This is a genomic window from Ensifer sp. Root1252 (assembly GCF_001425885.1).
Lineage (GTDB): Bacteria > Pseudomonadota > Alphaproteobacteria > Rhizobiales > Rhizobiaceae > Ensifer > Ensifer canadensis.
Genome location: NZ_LMDT01000002.1, coordinates 184921 through 206783 on the forward strand (window position 1 = coordinate 184921; position 21863 = coordinate 206783).

General features: G+C 61.3%; 18 protein-coding genes. 12 read left to right on the forward strand and 6 right to left on the reverse strand.

Going from position 1 to position 21863, the window contains the following annotated elements:
- Window positions 1-65: 65 nt before the first annotated feature.
- Window positions 66-695 carry a hypothetical protein gene (locus tag ASD02_RS05340; protein WP_057212879.1) on the forward strand — a complete coding sequence of 210 codons (630 nt, stop codon included), beginning with the start codon at window positions 66-68 and terminating at the stop codon, window positions 693-695.
- 24 nt (window positions 696-719) lie between these two features.
- On the opposite strand, the gene ASD02_RS05345 is transcribed toward ASD02_RS05340, so the two are convergent.
- Window positions 720-2789, reverse strand: coding sequence for a prolyl oligopeptidase family serine peptidase (locus tag ASD02_RS05345; protein ID WP_057212881.1), 2070 nt, complete (start codon window positions 2787-2789; stop codon window positions 720-722).
- 195 nt (window positions 2790-2984) lie between these two features.
- On the reverse strand, window positions 2985-3890 hold the full coding sequence (locus tag ASD02_RS05350; RefSeq protein WP_057212883.1) for a LysR family transcriptional regulator: 906 nt from the start codon (window positions 3888-3890) through the stop codon (window positions 2985-2987).
- A 154-nt stretch (window positions 3891-4044) separates the two neighbouring features.
- Here ASD02_RS05350 and ASD02_RS05355 point away from each other — a divergent pair, with 154 nt between their 5' ends.
- Window positions 4045-5496 carry an MFS transporter gene (locus ASD02_RS05355; RefSeq protein ID WP_244494176.1) on the forward strand — a complete coding sequence of 484 codons (1452 nt, stop codon included), beginning with the start codon at window positions 4045-4047 and terminating at the stop codon, window positions 5494-5496.
- Between the two features lie 65 nt (window positions 5497-5561).
- Here the strand turns inward: ASD02_RS05355 and ASD02_RS05360 are convergent, their stop codons facing one another.
- The gene (locus ASD02_RS05360) at window positions 5562-6353 is read right to left on the reverse strand and encodes a hypothetical protein (RefSeq protein ID WP_156407913.1); all 792 of its coding nucleotides are present in this window, start codon (window positions 6351-6353) and stop codon (window positions 5562-5564) included.
- Window positions 6354-6972: 619 nt separating this feature from the next.
- Between ASD02_RS05360 and ASD02_RS05365 the strand changes: the two genes are divergently transcribed.
- Window positions 6973-7416, forward strand: a complete 444-nt coding sequence (locus ASD02_RS05365) for a hypothetical protein (RefSeq protein WP_057212890.1) — start codon at window positions 6973-6975, stop codon at window positions 7414-7416.
- A gap of 28 nt (window positions 7417-7444) precedes the next feature.
- Here the strand turns inward: ASD02_RS05365 and ASD02_RS05370 are convergent, their stop codons facing one another.
- Window positions 7445-7690 carry a hypothetical protein gene (locus tag ASD02_RS05370; RefSeq protein ID WP_057212891.1) on the reverse strand — a complete coding sequence of 82 codons (246 nt, stop codon included), beginning with the start codon at window positions 7688-7690 and terminating at the stop codon, window positions 7445-7447.
- Between the two features lie 207 nt (window positions 7691-7897).
- On the opposite strand from ASD02_RS05370, the gene ASD02_RS05375 reads away from it, so the two are divergent.
- The 8 genes from ASD02_RS05375 to ASD02_RS05410 all read left to right on the forward strand — a co-directional run bounded on the left by ASD02_RS05375 (window position 7898) and on the right by ASD02_RS05410 (window position 17230).
- Complete coding sequence (locus ASD02_RS05375) at window positions 7898-8146, forward strand: DUF1127 domain-containing protein (RefSeq protein ID WP_057212893.1); 249 nt, start codon at window positions 7898-7900, stop codon at window positions 8144-8146.
- A gap of 7 nt (window positions 8147-8153) precedes the next feature.
- Window positions 8154-8984, forward strand: a complete 831-nt coding sequence (locus tag ASD02_RS05380; protein WP_025429425.1) for a helix-turn-helix domain-containing protein — start codon at window positions 8154-8156, stop codon at window positions 8982-8984.
- Between the two features lie 607 nt (window positions 8985-9591).
- Complete coding sequence (locus ASD02_RS05385; protein WP_057212895.1) at window positions 9592-11376, forward strand: IucA/IucC family protein; 1785 nt, start codon at window positions 9592-9594, stop codon at window positions 11374-11376.
- The gene (locus ASD02_RS05390) at window positions 11360-13102 is read left to right on the forward strand and encodes an IucA/IucC family protein (RefSeq protein ID WP_057212897.1); all 1743 of its coding nucleotides are present in this window, start codon (window positions 11360-11362) and stop codon (window positions 13100-13102) included. Before ASD02_RS05385 ends, ASD02_RS05390 begins: the two co-directional genes overlap by 17 nt.
- Complete coding sequence (locus ASD02_RS05395) at window positions 13099-14379, forward strand: AMP-binding protein (RefSeq protein WP_057212899.1); 1281 nt, start codon at window positions 13099-13101, stop codon at window positions 14377-14379. Before ASD02_RS05390 ends, ASD02_RS05395 begins: the two co-directional genes overlap by 4 nt.
- Window positions 14376-15701, forward strand: a complete 1326-nt coding sequence (locus tag ASD02_RS05400) for a DUF6005 family protein (protein WP_057212901.1) — start codon at window positions 14376-14378, stop codon at window positions 15699-15701. The genes ASD02_RS05395 and ASD02_RS05400 overlap by 4 nt, the downstream gene beginning before the upstream one ends.
- Entirely contained in the window at window positions 15698-16546 is an 849-nt protein-coding gene (locus ASD02_RS05405) for a sugar phosphate isomerase/epimerase family protein (protein WP_057212903.1), read from the forward strand. The genes ASD02_RS05400 and ASD02_RS05405 overlap by 4 nt, the downstream gene beginning before the upstream one ends.
- Before the next feature lie 321 nt (window positions 16547-16867).
- The gene (locus tag ASD02_RS05410; protein WP_156407914.1) at window positions 16868-17230 is read left to right on the forward strand and encodes a hypothetical protein; all 363 of its coding nucleotides are present in this window, start codon (window positions 16868-16870) and stop codon (window positions 17228-17230) included.
- Window positions 17231-17302: 72 nt separating this feature from the next.
- On the opposite strand, the gene ASD02_RS05415 is transcribed toward ASD02_RS05410, so the two are convergent.
- Entirely contained in the window at window positions 17303-17953 is a 651-nt protein-coding gene (locus ASD02_RS05415) for a DUF480 domain-containing protein (RefSeq protein WP_057221935.1), read from the reverse strand.
- 446 nt (window positions 17954-18399) lie between these two features.
- On the opposite strand from ASD02_RS05415, the gene ASD02_RS05420 reads away from it, so the two are divergent.
- Window positions 18400-19551: a hypothetical protein gene (locus ASD02_RS05420; protein WP_057212907.1), complete on the forward strand. Its 1152-nt coding sequence runs from the start codon at window positions 18400-18402 to the stop codon at window positions 19549-19551.
- Between the two features lie 202 nt (window positions 19552-19753).
- Here the strand turns inward: ASD02_RS05420 and ASD02_RS05425 are convergent, their stop codons facing one another.
- Window positions 19754-21439: an arylsulfatase gene (locus ASD02_RS05425; RefSeq protein WP_057210027.1), complete on the reverse strand. Its 1686-nt coding sequence runs from the start codon at window positions 21437-21439 to the stop codon at window positions 19754-19756.
- Window positions 21440-21863: the final 424 nt, after the last annotated feature.

Genomic DNA, 21863 nt, shown 5'->3' on the forward strand with positions numbered 1-21863 from the left:
ATGCGAGGACGAGACGCCATGAATGCCAAGGCACAGACGCATTCGCCGCCGGCCGAGGCCGGCAGATGGCATCGATCGGAAGCCGGCACGATCATGCCGTCATCCTCGTTTCGGTCGCCATTCTCGCGTCCCTTGTGGTCGCCGACCGGGTCTTCGGCATCGACTATTACGACCTCGTGCGCAACCCGAACGCCATCGCCCGCAACCCCGGCTATTTCGGCATCGTCTCGAATATCGGGGTTATCTTCTGGATCGTCGGCGCGGCCGCAGCTCTTCAGGCTTTTGCGGCGACAAGGGCCGAAGGGACCACGCCTCTCAGGCGAACGCTGCTTGCCGGTGGGCTCTTTGCAGCCCTGATGGGTATCGACGATTTCCTCGTGCTGCTGAAAGCGGTCGCGACCACGGGCATCCCGGAAGAAGTCGCCCTCGTGCCGCACATGCTCGTGCTTTGCGCCCTGTGCTACTGCGCCTACACGGTTCGGGCAGCAACGCCGCGACTGCTGCTCGTCGGCTCGGTCCTGTCGATGGGCCTGTCCTTCGCCGCCGATATGGCCCCGATCCATGTCGGCGGGGCCACCTTCGTCGAGGAGGCTTTCAAGCTGGTCGGCATCCTGTTCCTGAGCGCCTATCTCGTCACCATCAGCCACCAGGCGCTGCAGCATGGCGGGGCGTCGCGGCACCCAGCCATCGGATAGCAGCCTGTATGGGCTGAGCCACGGTCACGTCGTTCCACCGCTCAATGCCTGTTCAAGGAAGATGTACTTCATTGCCGTCTGGGCCGCCTGGATCCGGCGGTCGCCGCGCCCGCCGTGGCCGCCTTCCGTTTCCTCGAAGAACAGCGCGTTGGCATGGCCGGCGGCCTGCAGCCGTGCTGCCATCTTGCGTGCGTGGCCGGGATGCACCCGGTCGTCGGCGGTCGACGTCGCCAGCAGCACCGGTGGATAATCGGCGTCATCAGCGACGTGTTGGTAGGGAGAATAGGTCGCCAGCCAGGCCGCTTCCTCGGGCTTGGACGGATCGCCATATTCGGCCATCCAGGATGCTCCGGGCGGCAATTCGGTATAGCGCAGCATGTCGAGCAACGGCACTTCGATGAGCACCGCACCGAAAAGCTCGGGCCGCTGGGTCAGCGAAACACCGGTCAGCAAGCCGCCGTTCGACCCGCCTTGAATGCCGAGCATGGCAGGGGTCGAAATCCCGCGCCGCACCAGATCTTCGGCAACGGCGGCAAAATCGTCGAACGCGTTCTGCCGCTTGTCCTTAAGTGCTGCCTGATGCCATCGCGGACCGAACTCGCCGCCACCACGGATGTTGGCCTGGACATAGGCGTAGCCCTTTTCAAGCCAGAGCTTGCCGCGTACACCGGCGTAGCCGGGCAGAAGCGGGACTTCGAAGCCGCCATAGCCGTAGAGCAATGCCGGCACCGGCTTTTGCTGGTCGCGACGCCGAACGACAAAATAGGGAACGAGGGTGCCATCCCTCGAGCGTGCCTCGAACTGCTCCGATATCAGCTCTGACGCATCGAAACGCGCCGGCTGCGCCTTGACTGTCGCCAGCGTCTCGCCGTCATCGTCAGACCAGATGATCGAGCTCGGCGTCAGAAAATCGGTGAAGGAGAACGAGACGCTTGAGCCGAACTGATTGATATGGCTGATGCCGACATTGCCGTTTTCGGGCAGAGTGACCGGTGTGAGCGACCACCCCCCTTCGCCGCGTTCGGCAAACACCACGCGGCCGCGCACATTGTCCATCAGGCTGATGAACAGGCGGTCGCGCGTGCTGGCGACATGCGCAATCGAAACACGCTCTGCGGGCGGCAGCACCGTTTCGATGGCGCCGAGTTCACCCGTTTCCAGCCAGCGCTTGAAATCGAAGGCGTAGAGCCCGTCCGGCAGACATGCCACGCCACCGGGCGCGGACCAGACGCTGCGCACCGCGAAGACGATCTGGCCTTTCAGAATTGCGATGTCGGCGACGTCGTCCGGCAGAGGTAGCCGCCGGTTCTCGCCCGAAGCCAGCCTGACGAAATGATGGCCGGAATAGAAATCGATCGTCCTTGTCAGCAGCAGGTACTGCGCGTCGCCATCGAATTCGAGCGAACCGCCGACAGCAAGATCCTCGACCTGCCCTTCGAAGATCGGCACCGCCTCGCTGAGATCCGTGCCCCGTTTCCACAGCTTCACGACGCGCGGATAGCCGGAATGCGTGCGTTCTTCCTCCTCGAAGGCGGCCGCAACGATGACCGTGTTGATGTCGAGCCAGCTGAAATTTGATTTCGAAACGGGTGCACGGAATCCGCCCTCGACAAAGCTGTCGGTTTCGATGTCGAACTCGCGCATCTCGCTGGCGTCGCCGCCATCGGGCGACAGGCTCAGGAGGCAACGGTCGAAATCCGGATAGAGGCGGCGCGCGCCGCTGAACACCCATTTGACGCCTTCCTTTTGCGAAAGCGCGTCGAAGTCGATGATCGTTTGCCAATACGGCTTTTCGGTCTTGTAGGAAGCCACAGTGGTGCGGCGCCAGAGGCCAAGCACGTTGGTCTTGTCCTGCCAGAAATTGTAGACATGGCCGCGCAGTTCATAGCCGACGGCGATGTTGTCCTCTGCGGTCATCAGCTCCAGCGCCGTTTCGAACCGCGCCTGATAGGAAGGATCGCCTTGCAGCCTCTCTTTCGTCAGCCCGTTCTGGCGATGCACCCAGTCGAGCGCGGGCTTGGATGTCCTATCCTCCAGCCAAAGGAACGGGTCTTCGGCAGGTGTCGAAAGCTGAGGGGCAACGGACTTGGTCATGAAATCTCCAGCGACAATATCAGCGAGGCAATCGGGAAGTGTAGCAGCGGTATATGTTGTCTCATCACCTGGCTTTGCAATGCCAAAGGTCGATTAGCGGCGTGGCCATGTTGGGGAGGCGCGGCTTGCCGGCAGGTCACTTTGAAAATCCTGTCATCCCAAAGCAGTCACGTCGACTTCGGACAATTCATTCGTTTACCGATCGGCAAGCTGGGCCAGGCAGACCTCGCGAACGCAGGCACGGAGCCAACGGTGCGCCGGATCGGCATCAAGCCGCGGGTGCCAGAGCATTGAGACGGCAACCTCAGGCACCGGAACTGGCAGAGGGAAACTGTGCATGCCGGCGCGCAGGTTTCCCGTATGCCGTTCAGGGACGCTAGCGATCAGGTCCGATCCGCGCGCAAGTGCGAGCGCCGCCGAGAAGCCCCCGACCGTGGTGACGATCTGTCGCTTGAGCCCAAGCTTTTCCAGGGCGTCGTCGATCGGCCCCCTGTCGAGACCACGCCGGGAGACGAGCACATGCCGGCCGCCGGCATAGCCGGCTGCGGTCAGCGGGCCGAGGCTCAAGCGGTGCTCCCGGCGCACGACACCGATGAAGCGATCCCGGAACAGCGCCTGCGTTTGCACTTCGGGGCCGGTCGCAGGCCCGATCACACCGGTTTCCAGATCGACGCTGCCGTCGCGCAACGCGCCGCTTTCCTTGTTCGGCTTCGGCAGGAAGCGCAGGCGGACGCCGGGCGCTTCATCGCCGATGCGCCTGAGAAGGTCCGGACCGAAATTCTCCACGAACCCCTCACTCGTCCTAATCGTGAAGGTGCGCGTGAGCTGGCCGACCTCGAGCATTTCGGCCGGGCGCAGGACCGCTTCGGCTTCATCGACGAGTTGGCCGACACGCTCGCGCAGTTCCAGTGCCCGCGGTGTGGGGACAAGGCCGCGCCCGGCCCGCACCAGAAGCGGATCGCCCGTCACCGCCCTGAGCCGAGCAAGCGCCCGGCTCATCGCCGAAGGGCTGAGCCGCAGACGCTCGGCGGCGCGCGCGACGCTGCCTTCCGCAAGCAGAACATCGAGGGTGACCAGCAGATTGAGATCGGGTTTCGACATTCGCTTGGTATAGCGCAGTTTGATCGGGATGTGGCGCCTGATGCATGAATAAAGTGCAAATCATGCGCCTTCCGCCATGTAACGCAGACGCTTAGGCTTCTGGCAGCTCCATTTTGGAGATTGCCAGCATAGGGAGTTTGTCTTGAAGCGAGATATTGCAGTGCTCACCGAGGCAAATGTTGAAGCCATTGGACGGAAGCGTTCGGCCCGATGGGCGCTGGCCAGCCTGTCGCTCTCCATGTTGTTGTCGGCGCTTGGCACCAGCATCGCCAATGTCGGCCTGCCGACGCTGGCCAGCACCTTTGATGCACCGTTCCAGGACGTGCAATGGGTGGTGCTTGCCTATCTGCTCGCCATCACCGCGTTGATCGTCGGCGTCGGCCGGCTCGGCGACATCGTCGGCCGACGCCGACTGCTGCTCGGTGGCGTCGCATTCTTTACGCTTGCCTCGGGCCTAAGCGGCTCCGCCCCGACGCTCTGGCTGCTGATAACCGCCCGCGCGGCGCAGGGGCTCGGCGCGGCAATCATGATGGCACTGACCATGGCTTTCGTCGCCGAGACGGTGCCGAAGGCACGCACTGGCAGCGCCATGGGGCTGCTCGGAACGATGTCCGCGATCGGCACAGCCCTCGGGCCATCGCTCGGCGGCGCGCTGATCACCGGCTTCGGCTGGCGCGCACTTTTCCTCGTCAATGTGCCGCTCGGTTTCCTCACATACATTCTTGCGCATCGCCATCTGCCTGCCGACCGCCAAGGGACGACGCCCACCCCTGCCCGCTTCGATGTGCCTGGCACCGTCGTGCTGGCATTGACGCTGGCGGCCTACGCGCTTGCCATGACCATCGGCCGCGGCCAATTCGGCCCGCTCAATATCGTTCTGCTACTGGCCGTGGCCCTGGGCATCGGGGCTTTTGCAATGGTCGAAAAGAAGGTCGCATCCCCGTTGATACGCTTGGCGATACTTCGCGATCCGGCCTTGAGCACGAGCCTGGTCACCAATGCGCTGGTCTCGACGGTGATGATGACGACTTTGGTTGTCGGTCCCTTCTATCTCACGCGCGCCCTTGGCCTCGATCCGGCCGCGATTGGGCTGGTGATGTCGGTCGGTCCGGTGGTGGCGGCATTGAGCGGCATACCGGCGGGCCGCTTCGTCGACCGGTTCGGCGCGCGACCGGTGATGATGGCCGGACTTGCGGCAATCGCGGCCGGCGCCGCAGCACTCTCCATCCTGCCGGCAACATTCGCCATCCCGGGCTACCTCGCGCCCATCGTCGTCGTCACCGCCGGCTATGCTCTCTTCCAGGCGGCCAACAACACCGCCGTCATGGCGGACGTGCCGCCGGATCGCCGCGGCGTCATCTCGGGCATGCTCAACCTGTCGCGCAACCTGGGGCTCGTCACCGGCGCATCCGTCATGGGCGCCGTCTTCGCCTTGGCATCGGCGGCATCCGACATCGCCACGGCACCAACCGAGGCCGTCGCGTCAGGCATGCGGGTCACCTTCGCTGTCGCGGCGGGCCTCATTCTCCTGGCGGTCGCCATTGTTCTTGCGGGTCGCGCGCTCGCGGCCTGCTCGTCGATGCCTGAGAATGAACTGCAACCTTGATCGCCGTGGAGATCGGCTCGCCGATTGCCCCGCTCATGGTTGCTTTGCCGGCGTCGCAACCGACTTTACTCCAGGTCCATCGTCGTAAAGACGCGGCAATTGGCGGCCGCCGGCACCGTCCTGCAAGCCTCGACCGACGTCAGCAGTTCGACCCCGCCCAACTTCGTCGTCAGTTTCATCTCCAGCATCGCAACGGGCTCGATCTTGCGAATGTCGGCAGCGGGCGTGATCTTCATCAGATCGATGACTTCACGACCGACGCCCATCTCCGCGAGATAAGCCACCAGCTTGCGCTCGGTCGCCTTGTTAATTTCATAGGTCTTGTAGCCACCGATATTCCTGCGGCTGACGACTTTCTTGCTGGTCATCTTCTTCTTGCCGTTCACGACACGATACTTCGCCAGATACTGCGTCTCGATCTGAATGTAGGTTGTGGTGATCTGGTGCACGCCGAGGAACGCCCATTCGCCGACGACGCGTTCGGTGCCGCCGGCAAGCATCAATGGGCAGGCCGAGTTGCAATAGGCTTCGCCGGAATAGGCAATGCCGATATGGCGCGCGCCCTTGCCGTCATTGTCACGGCAATCCTGCTGCTCCGGCTGACAACCGATGAAGCGGGTCTTGCCGACCGCCGCTTCAAGTTTTCGCGTTCTGATCATCCGCCCGATCGCAAGCGCAGCATCGACATCTCCGCCAGGCGACGTCACCACGATCGGCAGACGACGGGTGCCGATCGACTTGAGCAGTTTCTTGAAGCGCGCCGGACTTTCATCGACAATCGTACCCTCAGCCGATATCCACTCGGGGCAGGTCGGCTCGCACCCGGGCTGGCCGCTGCGAACCACGAAAAATTGCATCTCCGCGCCGTCCGGCTGCGACGCGCGAGCCACTGTGACCTGGGCAATGAGCCCAGCCAACAGACAAACAATGGCCGCTGAACGCGAGAACACTTCTCGTGGAAATGCCGTGTCGAGCATGGAAGTGTGCCTCCTCCCGACTGTTTTCTGCGTTGGGGTTTCAGACCGGAGCGATCGCGCCCGATCCCTGCCTTGCATCCCGGCACTACGCCGGACTGAACAAATTTCTATGCTGCCAATATGAACGTCGAAACACATGGCGCTTCTGGCGTGATCGTTGAGATCATGCGTCAGAAGGCGAAATACGGGTTGTGCCAGCCAAGAATGAAATCAAAGATAGCACGATCAATAAATATAAGGCAATACTCATATAAATGAAATCACTAAACATGCGCGATGCGATCAGCCGACACGGTTGCCGGCGCGGCGACCACCCAACCCCCCGGAAATTCTCGATTTCTTCAAAGGAGAGGCTGACAGGAGGCGCGGCATTATCCGTGCTCAAGTCACTGTGGCAAAATGATAATCGTTGGCGCGGCATCGATCAGACGCGCGGGGGGACTAGATACGCCGCCGACGCTTTGACAACATAGGCGCTCAAGGCAGGGTTGGCGATTCGATGACGATATACTTCAAGGCGGCGATTTCCGATGACGTGGCATTCGGGATGATCGAGCAATGTTTTTCCGATCCGGGCGACTATGACGGCTATCTCGACATCTTTGGCGATCACACCGAGCAGACCGTTTCATGGAGCAAGGGCAGGTCGGCAGATGAATTCAAGGATCAGATAACTGAGGCGCTACGCGCGGCCTGGGAGACGGCGCGTTTCTGGCAGGTTTACGAACGGCGTGAAGGCCGGGACGACGTCGGCACCAATGAAATTCGAAGAGCCGCCATCGACCTGACGCGGGCCTATGGTGGCGTGATTGTGATCACGCTCAGCCTGCTTGGGCGACGCAGCAGCGCGAACGATCTCGAACTCGTGTTCCTCTGCTTCCAGGAAGATGCCCAACGCCGCAATTTTCGCGTGCGCTACGACGGAAAATTCGTGTCTGCCTGAAGCCATGGATGCTTAAAGACGACGGGTGTTAGTGACGTTTTCTCGAGAGCAGCTGCGAGGATGCCATCTCTTCGAGAATGTGGAGGTCCTCGTTGAGCGTCGTGCGATGCTTGTGCGACAGGTTGACGAGACAGTCCGCAATTTCGTCGGAAGTCCAACCCGCGGCCTCCGCACGGTCGACCAGTTCCAGGAAGGCACCTTCAACCGCGCGCTCGCAATCCGGCTCCCGATCCGGGTGTCCATGACTGACGAGCGGCAGAGCGATTTTGGTCATGACCGATCCTCCGGGGCGAAGAATAGCGCCGCGGCAAGGGCCTGCAAAGCGACCAAGGTCCTATCCTTGCAGCGACCTTGGTATTTCGAGGCGCCGGTCGCCAAATGCCGAGGCGAGCCCCCATCGATTGCTAAATAATCTGACAGCGGCGGCGGCCACGACGCGTCATCCTGCCATCATCGGAAACGAATGACAGGAGATGATCCGATGGCGGACACAGCTTCATCCCATGACAACCTGATCTATGTCTCCACTCGCCTGATCGGCCCACGAGACCGATTTTCGACGGCATTCGAAACACATGGCTTTTCCCGGCGGCTGCTTGCGCGGGTATCCCGCTGGATGGAGACGCGGCGCGGGCGCCTGGATCTGCTTGCGCTTTCCGATCATCAGCTGAAGGATATTGGCCTGACGCGCGGGGCCGCCTATAACGATTTCTACAAACGCGACGAATAGGACCGCAATGTCCCAGTTTTCGTGCCAGACGCTTCTCGACACCTCGACCGCCTCGCTGCGGGACGTGGTCTGCGATGGCGCGTGTCGCGGGAAAAGCGGCGAGGAATGCTCCCACCGCACAAGCCTCGTCTATCCCTATCGCGGCGTGTTCATGCGGCATGTGGGCAAGGCCGATACGGTGGCTGAATCCAATCAGGTGATCTTCTTCAACCGCAGCGAAGACTATCGCGTCAGTCATCCGATCGAAGGCGGCGATGCATGCCTCGACGTGCAAGTGGACGAAGCCATCCTCTGCGAACTCGCGCCGAAAGAGCAATTGCGGTCGGGCGCGCTTGCCGCGTTCAAAAGACCGCGCCGGCGGATCGATCCACGAGCGCAGGCGCTTGTCGCGCTGTTGCGTTACAGCCTTCGCCGCGGGATTGCCGAAACGCTCGAAGCCGAGACCCTGACGCTGACATTGATCCGGCGTTCGCTCGGCGAGAGGACGTCGCATAGCGCTGCTACGACCTATGGGCGCGAAAAGCTGGTCGATCGGGCCAAGCTGGTTCTTTCGACCGATCTCGCCCGCCGCTGGACATTGGCCGAGGTGGCAACGGAGGTCGGCGTGTCACCTGTTTATCTCACCCAGGTTTTCCAGCAGGTCGAAGCCATGCCGCTCTATCGCTATCAGTTGCGGCTGCGGCTTGCGCGAGCGCTGGACCTGCTCGGCTCCTGCCATGACTTGACGGCACTCGGCCTCGACCTCGGCTTTTCCAGCCACAGCCATTTCAGTGCGTCCTTCAAACAGGCCTATGGGCGCACGCCCGCCGAATTCCAGCGCGCCCTGCATCTGCGCTAATACCCAAAATTGCCTGCCGGAGGGCCGTGTCGCCACGCCCCGTCGGGCGATTGCGACGTACGACCCGGCACCGATCCACCTTGGGGCCGGGCCCGGATTTAACTGGACAAAAATAATCATAAAAAAATTCCGGATCGGTGAAAAAAAATCGGGAGCCGGTCGTCTTTGTATGAAAGCGCCTGCTGAAGCACCGCGCCGAAAGCCGAGACGGGTGGAAGATGAGCTCACCGGAATGCCGCAACGGACGTCCGCCGTTCGAGGAGAAACGTGACCGCACAGGTTCGTTTCTTCCTGGAGCGATGGCGACCGATGCATTGACGTTCACGACCTGGCACGCGGCGTCGCCGACACATATCGCTTCCGTCCGCACCAACCGTTCAAACGGACGTCGTCAATCGCGCCCGCCTGGGCCAACCTCATGTGGCGCCCGGCTGTCAGCCCGCCATATCCTGCGCCAATCCCATCCGCCTCCTCGGGCGGCTGGCAGACCGTGCGTGATGCATATCACGCCGACCTGAGCCCGTTCACTACGAAAATTCAATGCGTTGCGCCTCCCACGCGACGCGATTGCGCGACTTTGCATGTCGCGTGCCGAGGATCGACAGACATGAAATCGTCTAGGCAAATCGCAGAAACTGCGACATTTCAAAGCTTCGCCAACTGCTACCTCAGGGAGATCAATCCCGGCGTGCCGGTCATGCACCGGACCGCCAGCGGATCCTGCGACAGCATCGAATGGTCGCTTCCCCGCCAGCAAATGATGCTGCGCGTCGAGGTTATCTCATCGTCGCTGTGCGGCCCGCTTCACTTCGGCAGGGCCTGGGGGCGCAACGTCTCCGATCCGTCGTGGCGTCCGATCGAGCTGATGTCTGCGCTCCATATGCTGGTCCAGGCCGCCTACCGTCAGGACGGCGCCGGTCAGACAGATGCGTTGCGCGGCTTCGAGCTCGAGCTTCTGATCCGGGTGCTCGAAAGCTATCAGCAGACCGCCCTCTACGTCGACAGGGCGCAACCGCGTCAGGAAGACGCCAACGATTTTCTCGAGGCCGAGCAGTCACTTGTCTTCGGGCACTGGCTGCACCCCACGCCGAAGAGCCGGCAGGGCATGACCTATTGGCAGCAGGAAAGCTATGCGCCGGAACTGCGCGGCCAGTTCAAGCTGCATTATTTCGCTGCGAAGGCGGACCACGTCAGTCACGCATCCTCCCGCTCGATACAGGCACCGGATATCATCCGCTCGCTGTCAGGACTTGACGCGGAAGGGCTGGGCCTTGCCGGTGACGAATGCCTGCTGCCGATGCACCCGTTGCAGGCGGAAGCCCTGCTTCTCGATCCCGGTATTCAGGCGATGCAGCGGGCCGGCATCCTGCGTCACCTCGGCCCAACCGGTTCTCTCTTCAGCGCAACGTCGTCCGTCCGCACGGTCTATGGTGCTGCTGAAGACTGGATGCTCAAGTTTTCGCTGCCGGTGCGCATCACCAATTCCGTGCGCCTGAACCGAAGGCAGGAGCTGGAGGCCGGTGTCGCCATGGCCAAGCTCGTCGACCGGATCGGCCTGGCTAAACGCGCGGCGAACTTCAGGATCATCCAGGACCCGGCCTATATCACGCTCGATTTGCCGGGTCACAGCGAGAGCGGCTTCGAGGTCATCCTGCGCGAAAACCCCTTCGCGCGCGGCAACGGACAGGGCGTCATAACCGTGGCCGCGCTGACGGCCGACCCGCTTGCGCAAACACCGTCGAGGCTCGAAAAACTCCTGCGCACGCTCGCCGCAAGGGACGGAGAGCCTCTCGCCGACACCTGCATAATCTGGTTCCAACGCTATCTCGCATGCGCCGTAGAACCGCTGATCCGGCTTTACGAAGACTATGGTGTCGCGCTTGAAGCGCATCAGCAAAACAGCCTGCTCGACATCGGCGCCGGTTACCCGTCGGTCAGCTACTACCGCGACAACCAGGGTTTTTATCTCTCCGAACGTTATCGTGGCCTGCTGGCAAGTCTCGTCCCGGAAACCGAGACGATCCCGTCGCTCTATTTTCCCGAAAGCGAGATCCGCGACCGCTTCGCCTATTACCTCATCGTCAATCAGGTGTTCTCGGTCATCAGCCGCATGGGCCACGACGGATTGTGCGACGAAGGCACGCTTCTCAGGATGCTCCGGAACCACCTGGAGCAATGCGCGCTCGGCATGACCGGCGCCGGACGGGATTTCGCCCGGCATGTGCTGGACCTGCCGACGATCGCGTCGAAGGCCAACCTGACCACCCGGCTGTTCAATGTCGACGAACTGCAATCCGACCACGCGCCGGTCCTTTATCGCCCCGTTCCAAACCCTTTGCGGGCACCCGCGGCGCTGACGACCCTGAGGACCAGCCATGCCATTGCCTCTTGATCTCCGGGGACGCCCCGACGACCGGGTGCTTCGCCAGCTTGCCGCCGCCCTTGTGTTCGAAGGCGTCATCGAAGCGCGCCAGAGCGAGGGCGGCGGCGATGGTGCAACGCATTTTCGTTGGACGCTCGGCGGCCGCGACTTTCGGTGCGATGCCATCCTCGGCGCATTCGGGCGAATCCGGCCATTGCCGGGATCGGTGCAGATGCGGGAAAGCGACGGCAGCTGGGGCGAGGCGTCGCTCTCGGTTATGGTTTCGGCCCTGCCCGGCAGCGGCATCACCCGTGGCAAGCTGCTGAACGAGATGAAGCAGACGATCGCCTTTTCCGAGTGGAACGACCGCCATCTTATCGCCCGTCCCCGACGGGAGATGTCCTTCGCCGAGCTCGAAGGTGCAATCGACGAGGGGCATCCCTACCACCCCTGCTACAAGGCCCGCACCGGCTTCTCCCAGGCGGACCATGTCCTCTTCGGCCCGGAGGCCGGCCAGTCGTTTCAGCTCGTCTGGCTGCTCGTCGCGCGCAAGCATCTGCGCCAGGCGCTGCCCGACACAGAAGAGGCATTCTGGCGGACCGAACTTGGCGGGGAAACCTGGGCGCATCTTCAGGGCATGCAACAGCAGCTCGGTGTCTGCACTGAGGATTTCGGGCTCGTGCCGCTGCATCCGTGGCAATGGCGCAACCTGAGCGAAACGCTGCTTGCCGGCTGGATCGCAGACGGCGATGCCCATTGCCTCGGCCCGGCGGGCGACCGCTACACGGCGACCCAGTCGGTACGCTCGTTGCTCAACCAGGACCGACCGCACGCGGCAAGCGTCAAGCTACCGCTCAACATCGTCAACACGTCCTCGCGGCGCATCCTGGAGCCGCATTCGGTCTGCACCGCGCCGATTATCTCAAGCTGGATCGGCGAGATCGTCGCTTCGGATCCGCTGTTCAGCGAACAATACCCGCTCACCATCCTGCAGGAATATGCCGGGATCATCGCCGATGCGGACGAGCCGCTGGCCGGACAAGTGGGCGCGATCTGGCGCCAGAGCGCGCAGGCAATGCTTGAAACCGGAGAAGCCGTCATTCCCTTCACCGCGTTGATGATGATGGAGACAGACAGGCGGCCCTTTGCCGACGACTGGATCCGGCGCTTCGGCCTGATGCCATGGATCAACCGGTTGCTCGAAGTCGCCGTCCTGCCGGTCTGGCATCTGCTCGTCCATCACGGTATCGCCGTCGAGGCGCATGGCCAGAACATGCTGCTCGTGCACCGCGACGGATGGCCGGTACGGTTGATCCTGCGGGACTTCCACGAAAGCATCGAATTCTCGCAGGGCTTTCTGCGCGAACCGGAAAAGGCGCCCGATTTTCCATCCCTGCATCCGCTTTACCGGGACGCCGAGCCGGACCAGTTCTACTGGACGGACAATCTGGATTGCCTGCGCGAACTGGTGATGGACACCCTGTTCGTCTACAATCTGAGCGAGATCAGCCACCTTCTCGGCCATTGCTACGCCCTCAGCGAACAGCTGTTCTGGCAGCGGGTCGAAAGCCTGCTGTCATCCTATCCGCACAAGCATGGCACGGCGGGACGGCAGGCGCAGCTGGGCCACGACGGCCCCGAAATTCTCACCGAATCCCTGATTACGAGGAAGCTCTTCGCCCGCAAGCCCGAGTACCACCACGTAGTGCCCAATGCCTTGGCCGCGGACAGGCTTCAACAAAGGAGAAAGCCATGATCCGTATCGACGACAGGCTCTATGATCGCGCCTATTTCGACGAAACATCCGCACGCCTGGCCGGGCGGATCGGCCTGAAGGACCGCGACGACGGACGCTACGCGGTCTGCTTTGCCGAAACCATCGACTGGCTGGCGCTATTCTTCGCCATCCGCAAGGCCGGCGCCAGCGTGTTGCCGATCCATCCGGGCACGCCCTATGCCGCCGCGCGCAAGCTTGCGGCCGGCGCCGGCTGCGATCGGCTGTTCTACAACAGCCTGACGGCGGAAGTGCTGGAACGACCGTCGAACGCCTTGCCGGTCGGAACGCTTCTCCAGATGAGCTCGGGCACAACAGGTGCACCAAAATGCGTGGCGCGTAGCTGGGAGGATATCGACGCCGAGATCGAAAGCTATATTGGCAGCTTCCGCGCGCCGGAGGACATGACCCCGGTCATCGCCTGCCCGACCACCCATTCCTACGGCCTGATCTGCGGCATCCTCGTGGCGCTCAAGCGCGGTCAGACACCAGTTATCGTCAACACGGCCAACCCCAAATACCTCATGAAGGTTCTGCGCAAGATCGAGCGGCCGCTGCTCTATTCGTCGCCGGCCATCCTGCACACGCTCGCCCGGCTGCTGCCGGACGGCGAGCAGATCCATGCGACGATGACGTCGGGCACGCTGCTGCCGGATCCCTGGTTTGCGCAGATCAGGGCCAGGAGCCGGCATATGTTCCAGCAATATGGCTGCTCCGAAGCCGGATGCATCGCCATCAATCCGGATGTCGCCAACGCCGGCGACATGGGGTTCGTGCTGCCGCATCTTCTGCCGCAAACCGGCAGCAACGCCGAAAATGCGGATGAAATCGTCGTGACCAAGGACGACGGCATTGCCATCCACACCCGCGATCTCGGCTATCGCCGCGATGACGGCATGCTGGTCTTCGTGTCGCGCATGGACGACATGATCAATGTCTCCGGTCTCAACGTCTATCCCCGGGATGTCGAGGACGCGGCAATGGCGATGGCTGAAGTCAGCGACGCCGTAGCCTTCCGCATGGGCGACCGTTTCGCAGGCGAGCGCGTGGCCTTGCTGTTCAGCGCCAGTCAAACCATCGCGCCGCAGGCGATCCGCGAATGGTGCAGTCAACACCTCGCCAATCATCAGCTGCCGATGGACATCCGCCAGGTCGACACCATCCCGCGCCAGGCCAACGGCAAGATCAGCCGCCGCGAGGTTGCCGCCCGGCACGCGGCCGGTGAGTTCACCAAACCGATCGCCGGAGCCGCGTCATGACCAGCAACGAAATCCTCGAGGCAATCCACGAGGTCCTTAGCGACCTTATGATGCATCCGCATCTCGACGGCTTCGGCCCCGACGCTCGCCTCAACGAGGACCTCTATCTCGATTCCGTCCTGATCCTGCAGATCTTTCTCAATTTGGAGCTGGAATACGGGCTGAGTGTTCCTGAAGAGGCGATCGCCCGCCAGGATGTCCACACCGTCGCCGACCTCGCCGCGCTCTATGAGCCGAAGCCCTCCGCGACGGTGGTCCCATCGTTTCCGCTGACCGGCGGCACGACCGACGAAGGCGTGCATGGCGAGGCCTATTACGACATCAAGGTGCACTGCTTTGTCAGTTGCGTCTGCGACGGGCTGAAGCGCAAGGGCCTGGATCACAGGCCATTCTATTTCGGTGTCTGGGATGCAAAGTTTGCGCTTAGCGACCGTTTCCAGCTTCTCTATCACGCACCCGAGATCAGCCAGGAATTCTTCCGCAGCTGGTTTCAGCGGCTATACGGCGTCACCGTTTACGAGTGGTACGACCCTGACATCAGCAAGAGCGAAAATCTCGCCGTGATGCTCGACCTCGTCAACAGGCGCGCAGATACCGGCTCCGTCATGGTCATGCTCGACATGTTCCACCTGCCGGAGCGCGAGAACAAGTTCAACCAGAACCCCTTCCCGCACTACCTCATGCTGCAGGAAACCGCCGACCCCGATACGTGGTTCGTGCATGATCCCGACTACCGTTGGGAAGGCGAGATCGCGCGGGACAAGGTGATCCATGCGGTGATGCAGCCGACCGTCGGCGGCGGCTATGTCTTCGACAATGCAGAGGCTCGGCCACCGGCAGCCGAAGACCTCAAGGCCTATTTCGAGGCCTGCTTTATCAGAGACAGCAATCCGCTGGCCGACACCGTTCGCATGATCGTCACGGCTCATATCGACGGACGCGGCGGCATCGACCTCTCCGACCTCACGGAGGCCGTGCGCGAACTGCCCGTCATCACCATCCGCAAATACGCCTACGAGCATGGCTTTGCGTTCTTCTGGCGAGCCCTAAAGCTGCCGGCGGCCGAGTTCGAAGGCTGGTGCGAAGAGATCGAGGCGCTCGTCCAGGCGTTGAAATCGCTGCACTACGATTGCATGAAGCTGAGCCAGACCGGCGACCGCGCCTTGGCCACCCCGGTGTTCGAGCGGCTGGCAGAAGCCGACCGGATCGAGACGAAACTGAAAGGCAAGCTCGCCGAGATCTTCGATCTCTGGTGCGAACGGAACATTGCCGCCGACATTCCCATGCTGGAGAGGCCCACGCTGAAAAGGGTTGCGCGATGAACATATCGCTGTGCACGATCACGTTTCGCCATCATCTGATTTCCCTCGGCGAAATCGCCGCCTGGGCGCAATCCAACGATTTTCAGGGGATCGAGCTCTGGGGTGCGCATGCACGCAACCTGGCGCAGCAGCCCGACCGCAATGCCGATTGGCTCGATACTTTCGGGCTGAATGTGCCGATGATCAGCGACTATCTGCCGCTCGACGGCGATAAGGAGACGCTGCGGCACAAGACTGTCGAGCTCTGCAGGCTCGCCCGCCGCTGGAGAACCCGCAAAATCCGTACCTTCGCCGGCAATTGCGGCAGTCTCTCCGTCTCCCACGAAGAGCGGCAGCGCATCGTGGAGCGGCTGAGAGAGATATGCGCGATCACTGCCAGCTACGGCATTCAACTGCTGGCGGAGACACATCCGAAGACGCTGGCCGATACTGCGGCCTCGACATTGCGCCTCATCGAGGAGGTCGACCAACCCGCCTTCGCGATCAATTTCGATACGCTCCACGTCTGGGAGGGCGGCGACGATCCAATCGCCGTGCACCGCCAGATGATACCGCACATCCGCCATTACCATCTGAAGAACATCCGCGACCGGTCTGACCTCTCGGTCTTCGAACCAGCGAATGTCTATGCCGCGGCCGGCCGTCGCGACGGAATGACGCCGTTGTTCGAAGGCACCGTCGACTATGTCGGCTTTCTCCTGGAGATCGTGGACGACGGACAGCTCGACGCATCGCTGGAATGGTTCGGCAATGATTGCCTCGATATCCTACGTTGCGATCGCCGGCAGGTTCGCCGCGTGATCGAGGGGCGTGAACCCGTTCGGCGGACAGTCAACTTTTCGTGATTGCGTTTTAGCGGTGTCATCGGTCTTTGTCGGTGCATCGCATAAAAAAATGGCCCTGGCTGTACATGCCGGGGCCCATTTTTTATTTTTGTTTTCGTCTTGCAAATGTCAATCAATATAGTTTCGGAACACCGAAATACTGCCTCGTTCGCGGCTTTGCTCATTTTTGACTTGAAGCGGACGAGCTGTGCTCTACCTCGCTACTCTGGCGATCTTGCAGCCGAAAATCAATCAACTTTTATGGGTCTATTTTTCGCCGCGCGACACGGGCGCTTTGGGAACTGTCGCACGGTTTCAGCACTCCCAGGGCGGGCAGAAAACATGCTCTTCTCCAAACATAGCTGGCGCCGGCAAGGATACGGAGGACGCGCGCGGCCGCAGCGTGTGCGCCCAATCGAAACTAACGTGCCGCCTTGCCACCTGCCAACGGTCGCATCGATCGCTAAAGAATCTGACAGCGGCACCGCCGTGCAGATGATCTTCTCCAATGGTCGAAATCACGACCAAGAGGAGACGAAGACGATGAGCCAGAAAACCTGCGCGGCCTGCGACTGCGAACTCGATCAGAACAGCATCAAGGTCAAGCTCGGCGGCAAGACGGTAGAAGTCTGCTGCGAGGAATGCGCTGCCGCCATTGGCGAAGCGGAGACCGCAAGGACGGCTGCGGCGTCGGCGGGAAAGTAAACATGAGGCCGGTCGCCACAGCGGCCGGCCTCCAATTCGCAAGCGTCAAGGTTGTCTTTTCCCCGCGGCCGTTCAATGATCCTTGAGCGCGGCAATTTCAGCCTGGAGCACCGCCACAGTCTCTTCCAGCGTCTGTACGCGCTGTTCCAGCTCGGACAGGCCCGACGTGGCGAAGGACGGCATGCTCGGCGCCGCGGTGATCGTCTGATCGACCTCGCCACACAAAAGATGCGCAAACCGGTCTTCGCGCTGGCCGGCGCCGCGGTTGAGCTGCACGATCAGCGGAGGCCGACGTCCGATCATCAGGTCGAGGTTATCCTTGAGATCCTCCACCGACTGGAACCGCGCCATGCGCTCGCTGCGGGACCAGAGCTCGTAGGCTGTCTGCGGGCCGCGCAGCAAAAGCAGCCCGAGCACGACGATTTGCGGCGAGGTCAGTGAAAAGCGGTTGGCGGCCTGATGTTCATAACGCTCGACGCGCGATGCAAAGGCCTGCCGGACCAATCCCTTCTGGGCGAGCGAATTGAGCGCACGATGCACATCGGCCTGTTCCAACGCCATCACCGGATCGCGCGCCGTCTTCTGGTTGGCGGCGGAGTGGAGGGAATTGAGCGTCAACGGATAGACGTCAGGAGTGGTTTCCTTCTTCTCGATCAGGCAGCCAAGAACACGGGCTTCGATCGCATTGAGTTCGGGAAAATCGGTGTCTGGATTGGTGTTCATAGGTTCACTCTTCTCGGCAATGCGTTCAACGGCAACCCGGGGTTCTCCGACCACGGATGATCTTATCCAGGTTCGTCGCCGTTTAGGGGCCAACGCTCCTGAAACTCCTTGATCGAACCGCGCTCCTCGATAGCCCGTTGAGCGGCCAAGGCCAAGTTGCTTTGCGGTTTCGATGGCAGATATGTCGCCCCTAGAGACGAGTGGCGTGGCATTCCATCCCATCGCACTTGCCGGTACCATTTTATTTCACCGAGCCCGACGCAGGCCGCTCGACCGATCACGATTGCGCCGCAGTTCGCATCGATACGGAGCCGGTCAATTTCAAGCTGATTCCGCCTCCTGCCCTTCCTCGCCTTACGTCGCCAGATGCCCAGCGGTCACCCAATCGGGATCGCCGCCGCGTCGCTTGGCGGCAACTCTCGAAACCATCATCACAGAAGCCTCCCATGTCCCGTGTGAAAAAGAGGGTCGTACTGCATTTTACGGGCTTTGAGCCCTTCGACGCGGAGGCGCACCGCCGGCGTTACGCCCGTTCAGCGCGGCAGAGCGCCGAGGTATGGGACTTCAAGTCCGATGTCGGGCCCTTGGTGAGCACGGGCGCGGCGACGCATTTCGACGTCGACTGTGCCGGACCGGACTGGCGGACTTCAAGCCGTATCCATGTTTTCGATCACGATGTGCTCGTCGATACCTTGAGCCGCCAGTCATTCACACGCCGGCTGGGCGGCGGATTTGCCAGTGCGCTGAACGTAACGTTCAACGGTGGGCTTTGGGGTTATTTTCGCCATGCCTGGCGCTTTGGCCTATTTTTCCTGTTCCCCTTCCTGCTGGCCGGATTGATGACGGCAGCGGCCCTAGTCGTTGCATTCATTCCGCACTGGCTGAGCCTTTCGAGCTGGAACCTGCTGTGGAGCGTACCGCTGGCCGGTCTCCTGCTGCAACAGGTCATGATGCCGTTGGCCACGAAGTTCCATACGCTGCACCTGTTTGCCGACTGGGAAATGGCCGTGGCCATGGCACGACTGGATCGGCCCGATTTCAACCGTTGGCTCGAAAGCTGTGTGGATGCCGCTTGCGAGGCGTTCAGCGAGGACGCCGACGAGTATCTTATCAGCTCGCACAGCATGGGTTCGAGTGTCGCCGCGCATGTCATCGGCATGCTGATCGAGCGGCGGCCGGATGTTATCGAAGGCAAACGGGTGGTGTTCGCAACACTTGGCGGCGCGATCCTGCAATGCGCGCTGATGGCGCCGGCCCATGCCCTGCGGGCCCGCGTCGGGGCAATTGCCCGCGCCAAGGAAATCTTCTGGTTCGAGGTCCATTGCCTGACGGATGCCATCCACTTCTACAAGACGCGTGTCGTCGCCCTGTCGGGGCATCCTGAGGCAAGGCAGCCGTCCATCGCCTATATCAAGGTCAAGCACATGCTGTCGCCTGACCGCTATAGGCGGATCAGGCGCAACTTCCTGCGCGTTCATCGCCAGTATGTGCTCGGTCCGGACGTGCGCGCACCGTTCGATTTTACCTTGATGACCGCAGGTCCGCTGCCGGCAGCGGCGTTCGCGGGTTTTTCGCAGGCTAACATACCGGCACTTTGACCCGCGACATCCTCGATGTCCTCTAGCGCGGCCCAGGCAGCCGCGCTTCTTTCCGGTCTTATGGAGCAACGCCCCCAACCGCGACTTCCGGTGCAAAGCGGTCGTTTCCAGCGGATGTCCGCTGGAATATCACACCGCTGATTTCGGCCGACCGGGAGAATGAGGGCAGTCAATCGAACAACCCTCGTCTCGACATGTTCGACTAGTTCCCCGGCTTGTTCTTGATCGCCGCATCGATCTGTTTCTTCACTGCATCCAGGTTGAAGGAGGCCGGATCCTGCATTGGCGGATAGTCAATCGCGGTGAGCGCAAGTTTGCCGACTTCCTGCTGAACACTGACGAAACGCCAGAACTCGCGAGCATAGAAGTCGTTCATGTAGCCCCCACCGAGGTCATTGAGGCTTTGACTGCCAATCGACGGCGTCCGCTCGAATGGGTCCTGACGGATATTGACCATGGTGGGCATGTCCGTTGTTACCTTCGCACCGGGCCAACCCTGAGGCTGCTGGAAGAACTGATACTTGAAGTCATCGATGCGAACTGCCCCCAGAGAAGGGCCGCCGAAGTAGAAGAATTCATGCCGTGCGGATGGTCCTTTGCCCGTCAACAGGTCGAGTTGGTTGTAGCCATCAAGGTGGTTCTTGTAGGTCTTGTCGCCCAGCTTCGCGCCCTTGAGCAACTGGTCAGTAATCTCGCTGTTGCCCGCCGCCGCGACCAGCGTTGGGAACCAATCCAAGGCAGAAAATATGCCGTTCTCGACCGTTCCCGCCTTAACCTTGCCCGGCCAACGGATAATGGCCGGCGCGCGGAACCCGCCCTCCATTACCGTACCCTTGGTGCCCTTGAACGGGGTCATGCCACCGTCGGGCCAGGTAAACACCTCCGCGCCGTTGTCGGTCGTGAAAATGACGATGGTGTTGTCGGTCTCACCCGCATCTTGCACGCATTTCAGGAGAGCGCCGACGCTGTCATCGAGCTGCGCCATGCCAGCTTCTTCGAGGCCATAGTTGGTGTCGCTGTTCATCAGCGCTTGGTATTTTGGCGACAGGAAAGTCCAGACGTGCATTCGCGTCGTATTGTGCCAGACAAAGAACGGTTTGCCGTCTGTCTTTGCCTTGTCCATGAAATCGCACGACGACTTGACCAGGACTTCATCGAAGGAGCCCATGTCGTATTTGGCCTTGGGCATGATGTCATGCATGTTCGGAACGTTGGACATGTCAGGGTACGGCGCTAGGGGACCCTCGTCCACGATCCTCTGCTTGCCGATCTTGCCCCAACGCGGCTGTTCGGATGTGTCGTCCGTATCGGTAGCAAAGGTGTGGACCAGATTGCGCGGCCCGACCTTGTCTCGGTACGACTGTTCGTTCGGAAACGAATACCAATAGGGGTCTGACATCGCGTCGAGGTGATAGAGGTAACCGAAGAACTCGTCGAACCCATGCAGTGTCGGCAGAAACTTGTTCAGATCGCCGAGATGGTTCTTGCCGAACTGGCCGGTGGCGTATCCCTCCGTCTTCAGCGCGGCGGCTATGGTTGCCGCCTTGTCAGGCATTCCTACGTCTGCGCCCGCCTGGCCAACCGTCGTCAGGCCCGTTCGGAGCGGAATTTCACCGGTAATGAAACTCGCCCGTCCAGCAGTGCAACTTGCCTCGGCATAATAATCCGTGAACATCATGCCCTCCGCCGCCAGCTTGTCGAGGCTGGGCGTCTTCCCGGACATTATTCCCCGGTGATAGGCACCGATATTGAACCAGCCGACGTCATCTCCCATGATGACAAGAATGTTGGGTTTTGGCTGCGGCTGCTGCGCAACTGATGGCGCAGCCAGCGCGGTCGCGAATACGGAAGCCAGCAAACCAAAATAAAGGTTTCTCATGCCACTCATAATTCATTCCCTCCGTTTAACTTGGCCTACTGCGTGTTTCCTTAAATCCTATTCGATCTATGGATAAAAACATGCAGCAATTCAAAGCGTTACAGCGACCTTTGCGCGTCTAATACGACGCGCGGCGCTGTAGTGGGGGATGCCCTTCTCACAGCATAGGGGTGCTCCTCCTCATTTATTCGGGACGATGAGCTTGTGAAATTGCGCGGCATAGCGCCGTCTCAGCGGAAAATGTTGGGTAGGGTGAATGCTGCTCTGAAAATTCGCCGTAGGGCGGCGACAGACATACCGGCCATCGAAGCGTCAACAGCTAGTCACGCTTTACTAACTGCCGCAGGGTGGCAGTCGTCTTGGGCACGAATATCGCACATCTTCATTTCCTCCGCCAGTTTTGAAACCGCAACGCGAAGCGAGCGTTTACTGC